The organism is Mycoplasma sp. 246B (assembly GCF_054353935.1).
On record NZ_JBTHHM010000013.1, the window covers coordinates 1 to 19,328 of the forward strand.

The 19,328-nt window shown below is 27.7% G+C and carries 12 protein-coding genes and 1 tRNA gene; 2 read left to right on the forward strand and 11 right to left on the reverse strand.

The genetic code is table 4. From position 1 onward, the window contains the following. On the reverse strand, window positions 1-711 hold a 711-nt coding region (locus ACXYRR_RS03890), incomplete at its 3' end, for a restriction endonuclease subunit S (protein ID WP_458598103.1). A gap of 75 nt (window positions 712-786) precedes the next feature. Next, complete coding sequence (locus ACXYRR_RS03895; protein WP_458598123.1) at window positions 787-1,206, reverse strand: deoxynucleoside kinase; 420 nt, start codon at window positions 1,204-1,206, stop codon at window positions 787-789. A 283-nt stretch (window positions 1,207-1,489) separates the two neighbouring features. Here ACXYRR_RS03895 and ACXYRR_RS03900 point away from each other — a divergent pair. Then, window positions 1,490-1,565 (forward strand) — tRNA-Thr (locus ACXYRR_RS03900). Window positions 1,566-1,577: 12 nt separating this feature from the next. Here ACXYRR_RS03900 and ACXYRR_RS03905 read toward each other — a convergent pair. The 9 genes from ACXYRR_RS03905 to ACXYRR_RS03945 all read right to left on the reverse strand — a co-directional run bounded on the left by ACXYRR_RS03905 (window position 1,578) and on the right by ACXYRR_RS03945 (window position 17,063). Then, window positions 1,578-1,889, reverse strand: coding sequence for a thioredoxin family protein (locus ACXYRR_RS03905; protein WP_458598105.1), 312 nt, complete (start codon window positions 1,887-1,889; stop codon window positions 1,578-1,580). A 581-nt stretch (window positions 1,890-2,470) separates the two neighbouring features. After that, window positions 2,471-2,692, reverse strand: a complete 222-nt coding sequence (locus tag ACXYRR_RS03910; protein ID WP_458598107.1) for a TM2 domain-containing protein — start codon at window positions 2,690-2,692, stop codon at window positions 2,471-2,473. A 154-nt stretch (window positions 2,693-2,846) separates the two neighbouring features. Further along, window positions 2,847-4,445 (reverse strand): ATP-binding cassette domain-containing protein, encoded by a 1,599-nt coding sequence (locus ACXYRR_RS03915; protein WP_458598109.1) that lies wholly within the window; start codon window positions 4,443-4,445, stop codon window positions 2,847-2,849. Beyond that, complete coding sequence (locus tag ACXYRR_RS03920) at window positions 4,445-6,007, reverse strand: ATP-binding cassette domain-containing protein (RefSeq protein WP_458598111.1); 1,563 nt, start codon at window positions 6,005-6,007, stop codon at window positions 4,445-4,447. Before ACXYRR_RS03920 ends, ACXYRR_RS03915 begins: the two co-directional genes overlap by 1 nt. Beyond that, window positions 5,991-7,862, reverse strand: a complete 1,872-nt coding sequence (locus tag ACXYRR_RS03925; RefSeq protein ID WP_458598113.1) for a class III lanthionine synthetase LanKC N-terminal domain-containing protein — start codon at window positions 7,860-7,862, stop codon at window positions 5,991-5,993. Before ACXYRR_RS03925 ends, ACXYRR_RS03920 begins: the two co-directional genes overlap by 17 nt. A 43-nt stretch (window positions 7,863-7,905) precedes the next feature. Continuing rightward, window positions 7,906-8,043: a hypothetical protein gene (locus ACXYRR_RS03930; protein ID WP_435129896.1), complete on the reverse strand. Its 138-nt coding sequence runs from the start codon at window positions 8,041-8,043 to the stop codon at window positions 7,906-7,908. Between the two features lie 303 nt (window positions 8,044-8,346). Next, the gene (locus ACXYRR_RS03935; protein WP_458598115.1) at window positions 8,347-8,913 is read right to left on the reverse strand and encodes a hypothetical protein; all 567 of its coding nucleotides are present in this window, start codon (window positions 8,911-8,913) and stop codon (window positions 8,347-8,349) included. A 104-nt stretch (window positions 8,914-9,017) separates the two neighbouring features. Then, window positions 9,018-12,971 (reverse strand): Ig-like domain-containing protein, encoded by a 3,954-nt coding sequence (locus tag ACXYRR_RS03940; RefSeq protein ID WP_458598117.1) that lies wholly within the window; start codon window positions 12,969-12,971, stop codon window positions 9,018-9,020. A gap of 282 nt (window positions 12,972-13,253) precedes the next feature. Further along, entirely contained in the window at window positions 13,254-17,063 is a 3,810-nt protein-coding gene (locus tag ACXYRR_RS03945; RefSeq protein WP_458598119.1) for an Ig-like domain-containing protein, read from the reverse strand. Window positions 17,064-17,873: 810 nt separating this feature from the next. Here ACXYRR_RS03945 and ACXYRR_RS03950 point away from each other — a divergent pair. Continuing rightward, window positions 17,874-19,316, forward strand: a complete 1,443-nt coding sequence (locus tag ACXYRR_RS03950; protein ID WP_458598121.1) for a DNA methyltransferase family protein — start codon at window positions 17,874-17,876, stop codon at window positions 19,314-19,316. Window positions 19,317-19,328 lie beyond the last annotated feature (12 nt).

A 19,328-nucleotide genomic window follows, 5' to 3' on the forward strand; every position in this document is an offset into this window, starting at 1 on the left:
TCTTCTAAAACTAGCATATTCTCCCAAAACCTCCTGTTCTCAAGCGTGAGTAAATTCAGAGAAACGAATATTAGGAAATTTTGAGTTTTGATTAGGAAACATTTTAGATAGCAAAGTTGACTTAATGTTCATTAAAAAGTCATATTTTTGCTGATGAAGCAAAAGGAGAGAATCTAAAGAAGAAAATATGCTTCCTATTAAAATATTTTCTCTTTCATTTGATGATTTTCAAATTTTTGCTTTATTAACCATCTCGCTACTTAAATTAGGTTGAGTTCCTGTTGATAATACTTTATTTCAGTGTCTTTTAAAATTTTTAAAAAATAAATTATAGAAATAAAAATCAAGCAATTTATTATTTTTTAAAATAAAACTAAAAATAGCTTGACTTGTTGCTAAATTTTCTTTATTAATCGCTATTTTTCCTATAGAAGCATAAATAGACATATTTAATGAATTTCTTGGAACCAATCAAGCGTTAGAGTTATTTAAACCTTCATCAGAAATTCTTTTTTCTGTATTTTTTATAAGTTTTTCTGAATTTGTTATATCTTTAATAGTTAAAAAAGGTATATTTCCTGAATAATATTTTTTATTTGTTGTTAAAGGAGTCCCACCAGATTTACCTAAAACATAAATATCTTTAAAAAGTTGTTGTTCTCACTCATCTTCAAATCCATTAAACCTCAAACTAGGTACTTTTTTGTCCATTTCTATCCTTTCTTTTTATAATTATATTTAAAAATATCAATTTTTAAATAGACAAAAATAGATATCAAATAATATCTATTTTTCATCAACAAATTTATCTATAATCTTTATTGCTTCTTCAAACACCTGATGGTCATCTAAATCATTTGTATTAATTATTCTATAAGGAATATTATATTTTTGCACCAATTGTTCAAACAAAGGACGATATAACTGATGTAATCTTTTAAAATAATATATATTTAAATCGAAGTTTTCAATTTCAACATCTCTACCTCTTTTTAGGATGCGATTTTTAATTACATCAAAATCAGCATCTAAAAAAATTGCTAAATCAGGGTTATCTTTTAAATCTATAATATAATCGAACAAAGCATTAAATGCATTTAGATACTTTGTTGGTTTTTGCTCAAGTGTAACGGTTGCAAAAATATGATGTTCAACATTAAAGCGATCTAAGAAGATGTGGTGTCGTTTATGATTATGATTTTTTAAACTCTCATCGTTTCTTTACCAGTAAGTTGATATAAATAAAGATATATTCATAGATGCAATGCTCAAAAAACTTTATGAGAAATGAAAATTCGTTTCAAAATCAAAGATGCAAGAAATTTATTTTACTTCTGAGTCATATTAACCAAATCTTTAACAAAAAACAGTTAAGAATTTATTTCATTTCTTAACTGTTTTAAAAGTTGTAAAAAATATAATATACAGACATAAAAGTCCAAAATTAATCTTTTATTTTATATCTAAAAATGGTATAATAATAGAAGTTGCCGTCATAGCTCAGCAGGCAGAGCACGTCCATGGTAAGGACGGGGTCGCTGGTTCAAGTCCAGTTGTCGGCACCATTTTTTATACCTTTATTTTAAATATTCTTGAATATCATTTTTTAATACATCATATGGTTTAAAACCAGTAAATTCTTTTACAAGTTTTCCGTTTCTGTATAATTTTGAATAAGGTATAGATTCAGTTCCTGATTCCTTAGCAAAAGCTCTATGAGTATCAATATTAACTCTTAAAACTTCAAAATCGTCTTTATCCGCTAACTCTTGTAAAGAACCCTTATACATTCTACATGGCCCACATCAGTCGGCGTAGAAAACTACTAATCTGTCTCCTGGTTTTTGAAGTTCTGATAAAACTTCTTCTTTGTTTGATTCTCTTAACATATTTTTTGTTTCCTTTCTAATTTATATATTTATTATATACTAATTTTATAAAAAGTTAATTTTTTCCTGTTTTTTTAGATAAAAATTAACTTTTTATAAAATTAAATCTTTTTTTAATAAGTTTACACAACCTTTATTTATACATATCATATTATCCAAAATAAAAATTATGATATTTTTTCACAAAATATAAATAAAAACTTGCTTAAAAATATCAAATTCTAATTATTATAACAAAATGTGAAATAATTATTATGGATGCAAGCAAGAATTAATAATTTAGTTCACTCATTTTCAACCATTGTTTGTTTAATGTATAGATATCCTTGAAGTTTATATTCATAATATTATCGCTCCTTTCTTAATATTTGCGATATCCTTATTGATTTTTTGACCCTTTTTATAATCGCATATCTTTCGTCTTTCGACTTGCTTGGATCCAAAATATCATTTTTTTTACCTCCTTTGTAAAGATTTTTATATTATTCATTTTTTTTATTTCTCGTTATCAATTATTCGTAAAATTTATTATTGTTATTTTGTTTTATAAAAATCAGTCCATATTAATGGACTGGTTTTATTTAGTTGCTTCATTTTAAGAAAGCACCAGATTTATCAGTAAAACTTCCTGAAATTATCATGATGATATCTATTATTCATCATACAAAACCTGCACCAAGAGTTAAGAAAAATAAAACTCCTGTTCCTGCTTTACCAACATAGAAACGATGTGCTCCTATGACACCAAGAAAAATGCACAGGATTAATGCAACTAAATTACTTTTTGGAGACTGTATTGTCATTTTTTCCTTTCTTTTTTGTGTTTTTTTTAATTTTAAACAAAAAAAAAAAAAAAAAAAAACAGATTGGTCAAAATCTGCTATATTTAATAAGATAAATATGGAAAATATATGAAAAGTAAATAAAATTCGGTTCACATGAACCGAAATTAATTTATTAACCTAACTTTATAACTTCATCAAATTTTTCTAATTGCTCTGTATTTAAATGATGCGAAACTAGTAAAATTGTTTTAGATGATTCTAATAAAGTATTTAAAATCTTATCTGATAAATCTTTATTTAAATTGGATAATGTTTCATCTAATAGCATCACATCCTTTTCTTGATAAAAACTTCTTGCAAGTGTTAATCTTTGTTTTTGTCCTAATGATAAATTATTATATGAATCAAAATCTTTATCCTTAAACTTCTGTATTACTTCTTCATCCATATATGCTTGTTTAAGTGCTTTTAGAACCTTTTCTTCGTTATTTTCAAGTAACGAAACATTATTAAATGGATTAACATCAAAAACAAAGTTTTCTGCATTCAAATAACTTAAATTATCTTTAATCGATGCATCAGTATAGGTTTTTACATCAGTGTTATTAACTAATATTTGTCCTTGATAATCATTGATATTATTAATAAGTAAATTTAATAAAGTAGATTTTCCACAACCAGATGGCCCAATAATAGCATATTTTTTGCCTTTTTTAAAGGTATAATTGAAGTTATCAAATAAGAGCTTATTTTCATACCCAAAAGTTAAATTCTTAACTTGTATGCTTTCAACAGGTTGCATTTTTACATTTCCACGATCTTTATCAAAGTTAAGTTCTAGCATTTTATATAAAACCTTTGAAGCCAATACATATTTTATTCCATCAACCATTTTTGAAAAGTTGTCTTTACTATCATCCATTCCTTTTTTAAAGGTATATATTAAACCAATCGAAATTGATAATGGATTTTTTATATATAAAAATCCTAACACAATTAAACCTACAATCACACCTATTTCAGTAATAGCATTTGATAAATTGTTATTTCAAACATTAATATTATCAAAATGATAAACTTTTTGATAATATTCTTTTACTTCATTTTCAATAAACTTATATAAGAGTTCTTGATTGTTTGAAAAATATAATAATGAATATCTTTCTAAGTAGTAAGTTAATTTTGATGTTAATTCATTTAATACAAGTTGATTTTGCTCAACATATCAACTAATTTTTTTATAAAAGATAAAGTTAGGTAATGCTGATAAAAGTAAAATTCCTATTACAAAAGCAAATGCGATGATGTTGGATAATCCAAAGAAAATCAATATTACAGCTAAATTTATCGTAGTAGATAAAAAGTTTACAAGTGGAAGCAGTGAATTATATGCGATTGCATTTGCATTATTAAAAACTTGTTCAAAGGCTTGTTGCGATGAATAATTTAATTTTGTTTTTGAGTCTGCTTGAAATAATTGGTTGTAAAAGATTCTAGAAACTGATTTTGCTGTATATATACCAAATTTATTTGAAAGCATATAATAAAAATAAGTGCTTATCGATGACATAATATATGCAGCCACAATTACAATTAATAAAATACCAAAACTTAAAAATGCATCATTTTTAACAAATGCGTATTGCCCGATAACAGCATTAACTGCATAACCTTCTAAGATAGATAAAACAAATTGAAAACTATTAACTATGATAGCAACCAAAACAAAAAACAAAAATGGTGTTTTTATTTTTGATATAACATTTTTCATTATGCTACCTCTAAATTAATTACCTCATCGTATGAACTAGTATCTTCAAGATGATGAGTGCAGTTAATTAATAATAAATCTGGATTTTGCATTAATTTATTAAATAAATCTTTTGTATTTTCTTTATCAAGATTCGATGCTGCTTCATCTAAAATTAAAAGATTTTTGTTTCGGTAAAAATGACGAGCAAAATTTAATCTTTGTTTTTGTCCTGTAGATAAGGCTGTGTCACTTTCTATAACATAATCCAGGTTAAATTCGGTTAAATTAGCTTGTTTTAGAGCTAATTTAACTTGATCTTGCATATTTTCTTTTCATAAAGTGACATTATTATATATGCTATCATAAAATACATTCTCGTTGCTATTTAAATATGTAAATGAATTATTTAATACACTTACATCTATATCTTTGATTTCTTGATCGTTTACTTTAATGCTTCCATTGTATCCATGAAGTTGCTTTAAAATTAAATTCAATAATGTAGACTTACCAGATCCAGATTTACCTACTATTGCATACTTTTTACCTTTATAAAAGGTAAAATTAAAGTCTTTAAAAATTACATTTTCTTCATATGCAAAATTCAAATTAGTTATTCGAATTTTTTCTACATTTATTTCTGCATTATCTTTGTTTGAAGCAACAAATTCACTACTAAAATCCTTTAAATAACTTTTATAAGCAATGTAATTTTGATTTACATAAATTGTATAACGCAGTTGAATTGAAAGGGTGTAAAAGTAGCCAGGAACAGCAAATATTGCACCAAGTGGTTCATGTTGATAGAAAATGAAGTAACCGATAATAAACATCATCAATATATATGAGATATATTGAAAACCACTGTTGATTACTTCTAATTTGATAACGGTACTTTGTGTTTTATCCAAATCTTTTAATCATTTTTTTAATGCCACATCGATAAAATCAAATAATTTTTCAGGTTTATTTAAATATCATAAGAACTTAAATCCATTAAAGATGTTTTGTAATGTTGCAACATGAGATTCCATTGAAAACATAAATTTCTTATGCATTCTCCCAGCAATTGTTGATAAAAAGAAAGGAAAAATAAATGAAATTAACAATATTGCAAGTCCGATTAATGCAAATTTTCAACTTATCACAAACATAACAATTAAGGTTGCAACTTGCACAAAGACACCTATGACTGTATCAAAAAGGCTTGTAAATAAAAATTCTTGTAGCTCGGGCACACGTTTGTTAATTCAAACTAGGTATCTACCTTCTTTGTTTTCAGTGACTTCATGCGATGACAAAGTAGAAATTTTCGATACTGCTCCTTTAGTTAACAATGTGCTAACATATTGTTTTAATTTATTCTTCAGAAGTAGTTGCATCAATGTGGCAACTAAGAATATAACAGTTAAAGATATAACAACTATTAAATTTGTTTGAAATAATGCTTTATCACCACTTTTGATGCTATCAATCAATGAAGCAACAAAATAAACAACTATCGATGATGCAGCAACTGAGATAATACTAAAAATAAATATATAAAGCAACAATGGTTTATTATTAAATAGTTTTTTCAACTTTCTCCTTTCTATATTTAAAGACTTTATAAAGCAGATGTAATCCTTGATACCCATTTCAAAAACTTGCATCTATTTCTCTTTTGTCATAATCAATAATCTTTTGATCCCTTAAACAAATGTTTATAAATGCTATATGCTTATTGATTTTATCATTATTAATGTTATATAATTCAACATAAAGATAATGCACTAATAAAATACCTGCATAACCGTTTGCTAAACTTATTTTTCTTGTAAATGATTTGAATAACTTATTAGAAATTAACATAATTTCTTCATCAAAGTCATGGATATTAAACTTATATTTAGCAAAAAGCAAAATATATAAAATACCTGCACTTCCGTTTATTAAATATGGTGAATGATAATTTCCTGTATCATAAAACAGATTATAATCTAACTTTTCTTTTATAGATTTATATCATTTTTTAAGGACTAATTTTGCTTTATAACTTGTTTTTGTATCAATAAGAACTTGTAAAATACTTTGGAAAGCAAAATTACTATAAATTAATCTTAAATTTAGGTAATTAAATATATCGGATATACTTGAAATTGTTGGTAATAAATCATTTTTATTACTAAAGATTTCATTTATTATTTCAAGGTTATACAACGAATCAAAATGTTTAATAGTTAGTTTTCTATTAAATACTTTAAATAAAAAAATTGCAATGTTTAAGAGTTCATATGAGTTGTTCAAATAAAAAATGAGTGATAAATAATCTGATGGATCTAAGGAAGAATCTTTTTTATAATCAAATAGAAAATCTAATAACATATAGAACATCTTCATTTTATCTGTAGAGTGTGTTAAATTATTAGTATTAAAATATGGATTTTTAACATTCATTGGTGATGAATTTTTATGATATTGTGAATGTTCTAAATCAACAAAATAGAGCATCTTTTTATCTTCATTATAAAGAAAATTATCCATTTTCACATCGTTTAAAACAACTGGACTGTTTTTTAATATATTAAAGAAACTTCTAAATGAATCAATTAAATCAATAACTTTATTTTGTTTTGCTTCACTAACATCATAAAGTAAATTATAATCATATTTATATAGATCTAGTTGTTTTCCTTCGCAATATTTATATACATAAAAAATACTTTGCGAATTTCGGAATTTCTCAATATATACTGGAAAATTTGGTATTTCAGATATAGATGCAATTATTGACTCTTGCTCTCTTGCTTTAATATTTTCTCCGTTCAAAAAGTATTTTTTACTTTCTTTTATCACATATTTTTGTTTATCCTTTGTTGCTAATCATATATTAGAAAACGAATCAAATGTTATTAAACCTATTAAGTTATAACCATTAATTATTTTAGAAATTGGTTTACTGTAAAATAAATCTTTGATATCAGCAGGTTTATACATTTTTACAATTTTTTTATATTCATTTTCATCTTTTTTACTAATACTGCCATATCGATAATGAATAATACTCTTTTTATATTGCTTATCTGAATATGTCAAAGGTGCTTTAAATTCTTTTAAAATTGGATATAAATTAATAATTATTTCTTTTGCTTCTTTTGCACTTGTAGGATAAATAGTAATAAATTTACCAGTCAAATTGTTTAATTGTTTTTCAAATAAATTCTGATATAAAACCTTGTAATTTTGGATATATTTAAAACTTATGTTATGAATCTTACAAAATGTAACTACTCGTTGCAGAATATCATTATAAGATTTTATATCAGTTGAAATATGTATTTTTCAGCCTTTATCAGGTAGTTTTTCATTAAGATATTTATAATATGCAAAAGTTTCATCATTATAAATATCTCAGTTGTTATCAAATTTACTATAAAGTCTTTTTATTTTAATCAAACTTCTAATTTTGACTCCTTATTTTATAAATCAATATGATAAATTATCATCTAGGAAATATTGGACAGATGATTGTAATAATTCTTTTTGATTCTAATGTAGCAACTTCAGATGAAGATTCAGCAAGTAAAATCTTTTCCATAGTATGTGGCTGTACTAAATCAAAGTTAAAAAGTTCCATTTTTTAATCCCCTTTCATTTTATAAGTTATATAAAATTACAATATTAAGGTTTTAAATATTGTAATGAAATTTAATACAAAAGTATTGCAATAAAACTTATAGTTTTAATTCAAATTTTCATATAACTTAGTTGTATTATACCACATACGATCTTTATAGTTAAATATATTTTGAAATTTATTTAGCAATGTTTGCTAGTAGTTTTAAACCTCAGTATAATAATGTAAAAAATAAAATGATTGAAAGCACAATAAGCACAACAAGCAAAATAAATGAAACAATTGCTATTATCGGAATAATCATTATAGAAAACATTGATAAACTTTGTATCGGTTTTCAAGGTCCATAAAACTTATGATTTTCAAACATTGATGCGCCATTAAAATATGAAATGCAAACATAAAAAATGCTGATGCAATCATTAATGTATATAATAATCCAATTAAAAATTGCACAAAGCCTGTAATAAACGGAAATCATACAGAAAAGTTTTTTATTACATCAATTACAAACCAATAAAAATCATATAACGATCAAATACTGACAATTAAGAAAAATACCATCAGTATGCAGGAAAATAAAATTCATATCCAACCATTTTCTTTGATGTTATTTCCTAAATATATAATATAAATAACTATAAATGCCGTTTCAGCTGCAATATAGATAGCAATTAAAGTCAGTAAACTCACCTTATATGAAAATAATCATATTTCAGGATTCGGGATGATTCTTAATGCATTAAGTATGCTAATAACTAAGAAAATAATATTTATTATTGGTAAATAAACAAAAATTTCTATTGATTCAATTTTTTCCGTTAACCTTTTCAGCCTTGTATATCAAAAAGGTTTTTTAGAAATCCTCATAAATATTTAAAAGGTTCTGTAATTACCGTTAATAAAATTTCCATAAAGTAATTTTATCAAATCTACACAAACCATATAAATTTGATTTAAAAAAGTAGCATTTGCTACTTATTCGAATTCATAAATTTTTGTAAATCATCTCAGGCTTTTTGTAATTCAGTAACTTTTGCTGTTTTGCTCATTCCATATACTTTATATGCCTTTACATAAATTTCAGTTCCTTTAGTTAAAGTATATTCACGATCAGCAAATTTTCTTAGCAATCTTCTGATTTTTTTACTTATATCACTGCGTTGTTTGATCAAAGAATCTGCTGTGTTAGTCTTAAACTTATAAGTTTTTGACATACTTCCATCTTCTGATGTTACAACAACTGTCAAAGTTTCATCTTGATAAGATGTAAAGATATTAGCATTATTTGTTGCAGAAAATGTTAATAAGTTAAGACTTTGATCAACACCTAATGTATAATCAGTAATTTCTGGATGCTCATTAAATCCTGGATAATTGTTGTTTGCGTATTTTACATTTAATGTAAAGGTACTTTCTTTTGTTACATTTGTATCGGGTGATAATGCTTGTAGTTCTTTAATAACTACAGCATCTGATCCATTCGGTAAAGTAAATTTAATTCTTACTGCATATGCATCAACTGGTTTAGCAAAGATTAACTCAGTGTAATTATTTGAATTAATAGTAGGGTTCTGATTTTGTAAGGTGATGTGGGTTCAGATACCAGTTTTTAAGTTTGTTGCATTTGATGAGTCATCATTTAGATTAGATAATTGACTTTTATTTGAACTATCCAATCCTGTGACTGCTGAAGATAAATATTCGACACTTAAATTAGTAGGAATACCAATTTTTTTATCAGTATCAGCTGCTGCAAATCATACTTTAACTCGATCTATTTTAACTGATGCTGATGTGGTTGAACCAAAAGCTATACCAACATAATTTTCATTTACTTTTGCTGGTGTATCTGGTGTTTGTTTTACAGTTTCTCCTTCTTGTACTTCTGCAACAGTTGATACTTCCATTGATTGAGTCATAGGTTCTGAAACTGATGAACCTTTCCCTGAACTACCAGTTGAGGTTGAAGAATCAGTATGTGAACCTTCAGCACCACTATGTGTTGAAGCTGTCTGTGTTTTACTTTGCGAATCCTCATTAGTTGGTTTTTTATCAATAGATTTTACTGGAGAAGCAGAACCACCTTCTCCTGTTGTACCTGCATTTTCTTGTGTATTTTTACTTACTTTATTATTTGTTTTTTCTGCAGTTGCATTATGCTTATTGCTTCAAACAGGAGTTGTTGTTGATGCATCAGCAGTTCCATCATTTAATGAATCTACATTATATGTTACAGTAGTAGAATTGTCACTTGATGCACTTGCAGTCATAGTAGATGATGCGAATGCAGCAGGGAATAAATCAGAACTTTCTGATGTTTTTTGTGAAACAACAGTTGTTTTTGTGGTGGCAGTTCTCGGAACTTTACGTACATATAATTTTGCTGTTAAAGTTGTTCCTGTAACTGTTGCTGTTTTTTCAACAATCTGATCAGAATTTAATTCATCATCTGTTAAATTTTCAAATGTAACAGATTTAGTATATGAATTACCTAAATCATCATAAACAGTAACTGATGTAGGTAAGGTAGGAGCATATCCAGATAATGTTGCAATATGTGTATCTGCAACTTTGACCAAATCATGTACGGAAACAGCAGCAGTTACATCACGAGTAAATCCACGATATGACGCAGTTCCTTTATAAGTATAAAAACCTACTTTATCTGCTTTTTCTGGAACATTATCTCATGTTACATCAATTCATCTAGGATATTTATCACCTGGATAAATTGCTTCGATGTATTTAGGTAATGTTATATTATCACCTTTTAAAACATCAATAGTCTGTGTCTTAGCAACGGATAAATTATCCATATAAAAAGCATTTGAACCAGGGGTTTCATTAACATTAATATTTACTGGTGCAGATGTATAATCAACTCCTTGGTATTTTACTTTTAATACCACAGGTTGACTATTAGTAAAGTGTCTACCGACAAAGTGTCCATCCTGATAATCAAAGAAAATATTAGTTAAATTTGAATTAACTAATTCAAATTTAAATCCATCCTTATCTAATCACTCAGGTGTTATTATACTTCCGTCTTCTAAAACTAATGAAACATCAACTGCTTGTGCTTGTCCGATGGTAATATCCGAAACCGAGAACGCTACAGTTTTTAATTTATTAATTAATTTATGAGTATATGTATATGTTTTTGTAACTCCAGTTTCCGATCATACAAAAGCATAATATTTTTTAGTAAACTTATCGATTTGAATGCTAAAAGTTTGCATTCTAGCTCTTGATGGATTTGGTAGGTTAAAATCAACTTCTGTTGGGAATCCATCTGTAAAACTACTACTTCCTTGATAATCTAATTTATCAGCAGCAAACGATGTTGATGTATCAGATGTAACTCTATTACCTTTTACAACTATCGATTCTAATGAATCGCTGGCATCCTTTGTTCGATGTCCAGTAGTTTTTGTGGCACCATAAACAAATACTTCAAGTAATCCAAATACATATGATTTTGTCGGTACATCTGTTCTTGGATAATTGACATAATCAAAACGAACATATCTAGCATGTACTTTTTCAAAAGTAATCTTATAATTATTAGAATTATTTTCATTAGTAACTCCGACAGTATATGAATTTACTAATGTAAAATCAGAATATTTTGATTGATTAAATACCCGATGGAAATTAACTCCATCTTCTGAAGTTGAAATATATAGACTTTTTGGCCCATTTGTTCCAGTATTATAATCAGCAAACATAAATAACTTAACACCACCTATATCTTGCGCAGTCTTTAAATCGATAGTAATTTGACCTGTCTGAGCATTCGCTTGACGATTACCTACTCAGTTATTAGAATTATTATCTCTGTTATTTCAAGTTCCATCAACTATTTTTTCTATACCAGTTTGTGCTGGGACAGCTGTTGCAGTTGCGTGGTTGGAATCAGATGATGTTGTATCTAAAATATTTTGTGTTCCTGTAGTGTAATTACTATCAATAACCTTTAAATAAGCAGTAACTTCTTTATCAGCATAAGCATTTAAATGTCCTTTGATTTGGATATCACTTGATGTTCCGTTTGCAGTTGAAACATTAGTTGTAGAATTTCAAGTTACAGCTTCTGGTTTACTATCATATTTAGAAAACACATTTACTGTTGCAGGCAAACTAATTGAATCATTTTCATAGACTGTTATATAAGGACTTTCAACTTGATATGCATTTTCAAAGGTATATACTTCATATTCTTTTACAAATGATTTACCATCAACTGTCGCAGTTATTTGGTAGACTGCGGCTCTGGTTTTATCAACCTTAGCACTATCTCATGTAACATCAACTTCCTTTTTACTTCCATCACTATAAATAGCATTAACTTTAGAAGGTAAAACAAGTTCTTTGTTTATTTCACTATGTAAATTATTTGCATCTATATCTAAAATACTTGCAGGTTGTTTAGAAGTTTGTTTTTCATCTAAATCATCTGTATCACTAGGATTTTGTTCATTAGCATTACCAGGGGGTGTGGTTTGGTTTTCACTACCATTACCAGGTTTTGTTTCAACATTTCCTTGGCCACTACCTGAATTTTGTCCACCATTTTCTGGTGGTGTAGTTTGTGAACCTGTCCCTGAACCATCACCTGGTTTATCACCGCTTTCGTTAGAACCACCTGGATTTTGTGTTTGTGAACCACTTCCTTGTCCTGGGTTAGTTGCTTCACCTGGATTGGTTGTTTCACCATTGCCTGGTTTTGGTGTCTCAGAACCTGGTTTGCTTCCTTCGTCAGGCGGGGTTTGATCTCCTGGTTTGGGTTGTTCACCTGGTGTTTTTCCTTCTTCAGGTGTTTTAGGTTTAGTAGTTGAACTTTGACTTCCACAACTAGCTGCTATCGCTGTGGTAGAAGCAGATATAAATAAAAGTGATGTAAGTAATTTATTCTTTTTCCTCATAATTATTCCTTTTACATTATTTGAATATTTATAAAATTTTATTTTCTAGTAAATTTGTTTTATTATAAAAACAATGTTTTTAAAAATAAAACACTTTCTATTTTATTAAAATTTTTGAATTGTTTTTTTTTTTTTGTTTTTATCTAATTTTAAAAGATAAAACTGCAAAATTTTCTTATATTTTCATTATCCTGGCTTTTCATCAGTAAATATCGATATACTAAATTAACAAAAATATACAAAAACATCGCATTGTTTACAATGCGATGTAAATATTAATAATTAATCTTGTTTCATTAATGTTTCTAATTCATTTCAAGCTTTTTCTAAATCAGTAACTGATGCTGTTTTAGTCATGCCTCAAACATTATACGCTTGTGCATATACTGCACTTCCTTTGGTAAGGGTATAGTTTTTGCTGGTAAAGTTGTTTAGTAAATATCAAACTTTATCAACTACTTTTGATCTTCGTTCTGCTAGTGCATCAGCAGATGTAGTTTTAAATACATATGTTTTAAACTTACTTGCATCTTCTGATGAAACAGTAACTGTTAAAGTTTCATCTTGTAAGGTTGTAAAGATATTAGCATTATTTGTAGCAGAAATATGTAATTTATCCAAACTTTGATCAGGTCCTAAAGTATAAGTTGTAATATCTGCTTTTTCATTAAATCCTGGATAGTTATTTTGATCATATTTTACAGTTGTTTCAAAACTACTTTGTTTTGAAACATTTGTATTTGGAGCAAGAACTTGAAACTCTTTAATTTGCACTGAATTTTTATTGGTTGGGATGCTAAATTTAATTCTTACTGCATATGCATCAACTGGTTTAGCAAAGATTAACTCAGTATAATCATTTGACTTAATAGTAGGATTCTGATTTTGTAAGGTGATGTGGGTTCAGGTACCAGTTTTTAAGTTTGTTGCAGTTGATGAACTATCATTTAGATTAGATAATTGAGTTTTTGTAGAATCGGTTAATCCAGTGACTGCTGATGATAAATATTCGACACTAACAGTTGTGGGAATACCTACTTTCTTAGCATCATCAGCTGCTGCAAATCACACTTTAACTCGATCTACTTTAACAGACTTAGATGTAGAATCCCCAAAAGCAACTCCAACATAGTTATCATTAGCAGTATTTATTGTATCTGTATGTGTTTCGCTTTGCTTTACTGTTTTAGATTCTTCTGTTTTTGCAACAGATGCTACTGCTGAACCGCTTGAATGTCCATCTTGTCCTTTTCCTTCTTGATTATCTGTAGCGCCAGTTCCTGTTTCTGATGCTGTATGTTCTGTATTGGACTTATCAGAACCAGATTCTGAACCCCCTGAACTAGCAACTTGTGTTTTTGGTGTACTTTCTGCTTCAGTATATTTATTGCTTCAAACAGGAGTTGTGATATTTGCTGCAGCAGTTCCATCATTTAATGAATCTACAGAATATGTGACAGCACTACTATCTTGTGATGTACTTGCAGTCATAGTAGATGATGCGAATGCAGCAGGGAATAATGCAGAAGTTTGTTCTTGTGTAGTTGCTGATTTTTGAGAAACAACAGAAGCTGTGGTGTTTGCACTTCTAGCTACCTTAGCAACATATAATTTTGCTTTTAAATTTGTTCCAGCAACTATTGCTTCTTTCATCACAACATCAGTTGAATTAAGTTCATCATCGGATAATGTAGGGAAAATAACTGGTCTAGTATATGCTCTACCTAAATCATCAAATACAGTAACAGTATTAGGTAAATCAGGTGCATATCCACTTAAAGTTGAAACATGAATATCTGAAACATTTTTAATATCATGCACAGCTACTGCTGCTGTTACAGTTCTAGTTAAGTTTCGATATGTTGCGGTTCCACTATAAGTAAAGAATCCAACATTATTTGCTGTTGTTGGAACATTATTTCATGTTACATCAACATATCTAGCATATTTATCTCCTGGATAAATTGCTTCGATGTATTTAGGTAAATTAATGCTATCACCTTTTAAAACATCTAAGGTTTGAGTTTTAGCAACTGCTAATTCATCCATTCTAAATGAGAAAGGAGAAGTAGGTGATTCTAAGACATTGATACTTACAGGTGCAGATGTATATGAAATTCCTTGATATGTTACTTTCATCACGACTTGTTGAGCATTAGTAAAGTGACGACCGATAAAATTACCACTTTGATAACTAAAGTATATATTTGGATTTTGATTATTTACTAAGTGAAATTCAATTCCATTTTTATCTAGGTCTTTTGGCTCTATCTTAGTGTTATCATTTGCGATTAAATTAAATATAACAGGTTGTGCTTGTCCAATGGTAATGTCTGGAACTGAGAAAGCAACAGTGGTAAGTTTTTTGGTATTGGTAAGTAATCTATGAGTATAAGTATATGTTTTAACTTGTCCTGTTTCTGATCAAACTAATGCATATCATTTTTTGGTATTTGCATCAATTTGGATGCTAAAGGTTTGCACCCTTGCACGACTTGGTTGTGGTAAGTTAAAATCTACTTCGGTTGGGAAATTATCACTAGGACTACTGGTTCCGTTATAATCAAGTTTGTCAGGTGAAAATAATGTGGATGTATCTGTTGTTATACCATGTCCTTTAACAACAATAGAATCAAGTGAGTTACTACTATCTTTGTCTCTATGTCCTTGTGCTTTGGTTGCACCATATACAAACACTTCTCTTAAACCAAAAACATAATTATGAGTATCATCACGTGGATAGTTTTCATAATCAAAACGAATATATTGTGCATTAACTTTTTCAAAAGTTATTACATAGTTGTTGCTATTATTAGCATCTTGTATATTAGCAGATGTATTTAATGCGAAGTTATCACTTTTACTTTGATTAAATACCCGATGGAATGTTTGTCCATCTTCTGATGTGGAAATATATAAGTATTTTGGTCCATTATTACCTGTATTAAAATCAGCAAACATAAATAACTTAACACCAGCAATATCTTGTTTTCTTTTTAAATCAATTGTTATTTGTCCTGTTTTAGAATCTGCTTGACGATCTCTTGCATAGTTGGTAAATCTATTTTCACTACTATTTCAAGTTCCATCAACTATATTGGTAATAGCATCGCCAGAACCAGTTTTAGCAGGTTTAACAGTCGCTGTTGCATGATTGACATCAGATGCATTAGTATCTACAATGTTAGTAGATGTATTAGTTGTATAGTTATTATCTACAACTTTTAAGTATGCTGTTACGGGTCTATTAGTATAGTCTTTTAGATGTCCTTGGATTGTGATATCTTGCTGTGTACCTTTTGCTGTTGAAACTGATGAATGCTCATTTCATACAACAGGTTCATTAAATGTACCAAATTTAGAGATGACTTTAACTGTTTCAGGTAAGGTTACTTTATCATTCTCATATACTGTAATATAAGGATTTTCTATCTGAAAAGCACTTTCATTATATACTTCATATTCTTTTACAAATTGCTTACCTGCAACTGTTCCAGTAATTTGATAAACAGCAGGAGTTTCCTTTTTAATTTTTGATATTTCTCATGAAACAGGAACTTCCTTAGTTGTTCCATCACTATAGTATGCTTGCACTGTATATGGTAATGAAAGTTCTTTGTTCACTTGACTGTATAAATTGTTTGCATCGATTGCTACAACACTAGCAGCTTCTTTTTTAGGAACAACTGGTTCCTGTGTTTGATTTGTTCCTGAACCATCTGGGTTTCCTGAGCCAGGCTTTGTTCCGTCTTCTGGTGTTGTAGTACCTGTCCCAGAACCATCACTAGGTTTATTCCCACTTTCACCAGAACCACCTGGATTTTGTGTTTGTGAACCATCTCCTTGTCCTGGTTTAGTTTCTTCTCCAGGATTGGTTGTTTCACCACCTGGTTTTGGTGTTCCATCGCTAGGTTTGCTTCCTTCATCAGGTGGGGTTTGATTACCTGGTTTAGTTTGCTCACTTGGTGGTGTTTCTTTTCCTGGTGTTTCCGGTTTAGCAGCAGGTGTTTGACTGCCACAACTTGCTGCTATTGCTGTTGTAGAAGCAGATATAAATAAAAGAGATGTAAGTAATTTATTTCTTTTTCTCATTTTTCCCTTTCTTATTATAAAGTTAGATGATTTACAAATCATCTATTTATACTATTTACTAGAAAATATGTTTATATTCATAAATAATCAAATAAACACTTTTAATTTTATTTAAATTTTTGAATTGTTTTTTTTTTTTTTTTGTTTTTATATTATTTTTGAGAATAAAACTGGAAATTTTTATTTTCTTTTCATTATTAGGTTGTTTAACATATATAAAATTTATATTTGCTTATATTTATATTAAAGAACAATAGAGATAATATTCAATATAAAGAAACGAAAATATTTAAATGTTAGTGGTTTAGTAAACTATTTTATTTGTGATTAAGGCTACATTTTTTCGGCCGCACCAACTCACTAAAAGAAACGATCAAATTCTTTTTCCTAATACCTTATATTTGGTATTTAAGAGAAAGATTATATTTTTCTTGGTTTTTTACAAAACTATGATATTATTATTAAGAACCTTGTTTAAGACAAGAATGAAAGACTTATAAGTCTTACTGCTTGAGATAACCCTCCTTTCACATAATAATTCAGAGACATAAGTCTCTTTTTTTACCTTTTTACACTCTCATATCAAAATCATATATAATTAGAAAGATACTTATGGATACTATATACTTAAACACTTTATTAAAGAATTTTCCTTTATTTTCAAAAGAAGAAGGTATTATAACAATCAGAATCAAGAATGCTATTATTAAAATAGATTTAAATAATCAAAAATGATGTATAGAAAACTTTAAAAACTTTGGTCACTAAAGGATTTTTGATTTAAGCAAAAATGAAAATTGATCAGTTTTAATGTTAGTTGCTTCACTGTTAGAAAAAGGTTATAAAAAATCACAAATATATTTAGAAAAAAGTTGAAAACTTGGACACAATACATCCGGTTTTGCAGATGTAGTTGTATTAAAAGATGCAAAACCTTATTATATTTTTGAAGTTAAAGATATAAACTCAATCCATAAATATATCAATCATAAATCTGCTAAGCATACTATGCAAATATTTAGTTATCTTTTTCAAGATAAAAACATCAAGGTTGGCAGTTACTACACCTATAACTTTATAAATCAAAGTCACCAATTTTTTAATATTTTTATAAACGATATTTTAACAAAAGCAGAATCAACTGAATCAATGTATGAAATATGAAACAAACAATGAGATATAAGTAATTTTGTTTTCAATAACAATCTCTTTGAAGCAGAATTTCAAGTAATTAAATATCATCAATTAAAAAAAATAGATTCTGATGCGATGAAACTTATTTTTAACCAGTTTTTAAGCATTCTTAGACAAAATAGTGTTTCTGATAAATCTAATGCATTTGATAAGATGATTAATATTTTTATTACAAAAGTATATGATGAAATTTTAGAAGATAGTAATTTTGAAATAGATGGACAAAAAATTAATGGGATGCAATTTCAATTCATCAATAATATTGATAATGATTTAAGTTTTCTTAAAAGATTAAATGATTTATACAAAAATGGTATGAATTATTGTATGAAAAAACAAATTATTGACTACTCTGATTCGGAAATTGAATCAATCATTGAAAATAATGATAATAAACAAAAACTCCGTCAAGTTATAGATGATTTGCGATTAAAGAAAAATAATGCTTTTTCCTTCATTGAAGTTTTTGATGATAAAACATTTATCGAAAACAACGGTGTTTTAAAAGAAATGGTTTTATTACTGCAATCATATAAATTTAAATACAACAACAAACACCAATTTTTAGGGGACTTTTTCGAAGAACTTCTTAACACATCTTGAAAACAAGAATCTGGACAATTCTTTACTCCAATGCCGATAGTAGAATTTATGGTTAACTCCCTACCTATTGAAACAATTATTAAATCTAAGTTAGAACAAAGAAATATAGATTTTATTCCTAAAATGATTGATTACGCTAGTGGAAGTGGACACTTTTTGGTTTCGTATATGGATTATATCGAAAATGTTATCCAAAAACTTCAACCAAATTATACATCTGCTATAAATAAACTGATTCAAAGTTATCAAGTTAACCCGTTTAGTTGAGCAAATGAGCATGTTATTGGGATAGAAAAAGATTATCGATTGGCAAAGACATCTAAAATATCTACATTTTTAAATGGGGATGGTGAAGCACAAATTATTAATGGGGATGGAATAAACAAGGACATAAAAATTAACAGAAAATTAACATTGTATCATCTCGGCATATTGCTGAGGTGATTTTCAATCTAAAAGAGATTGAAT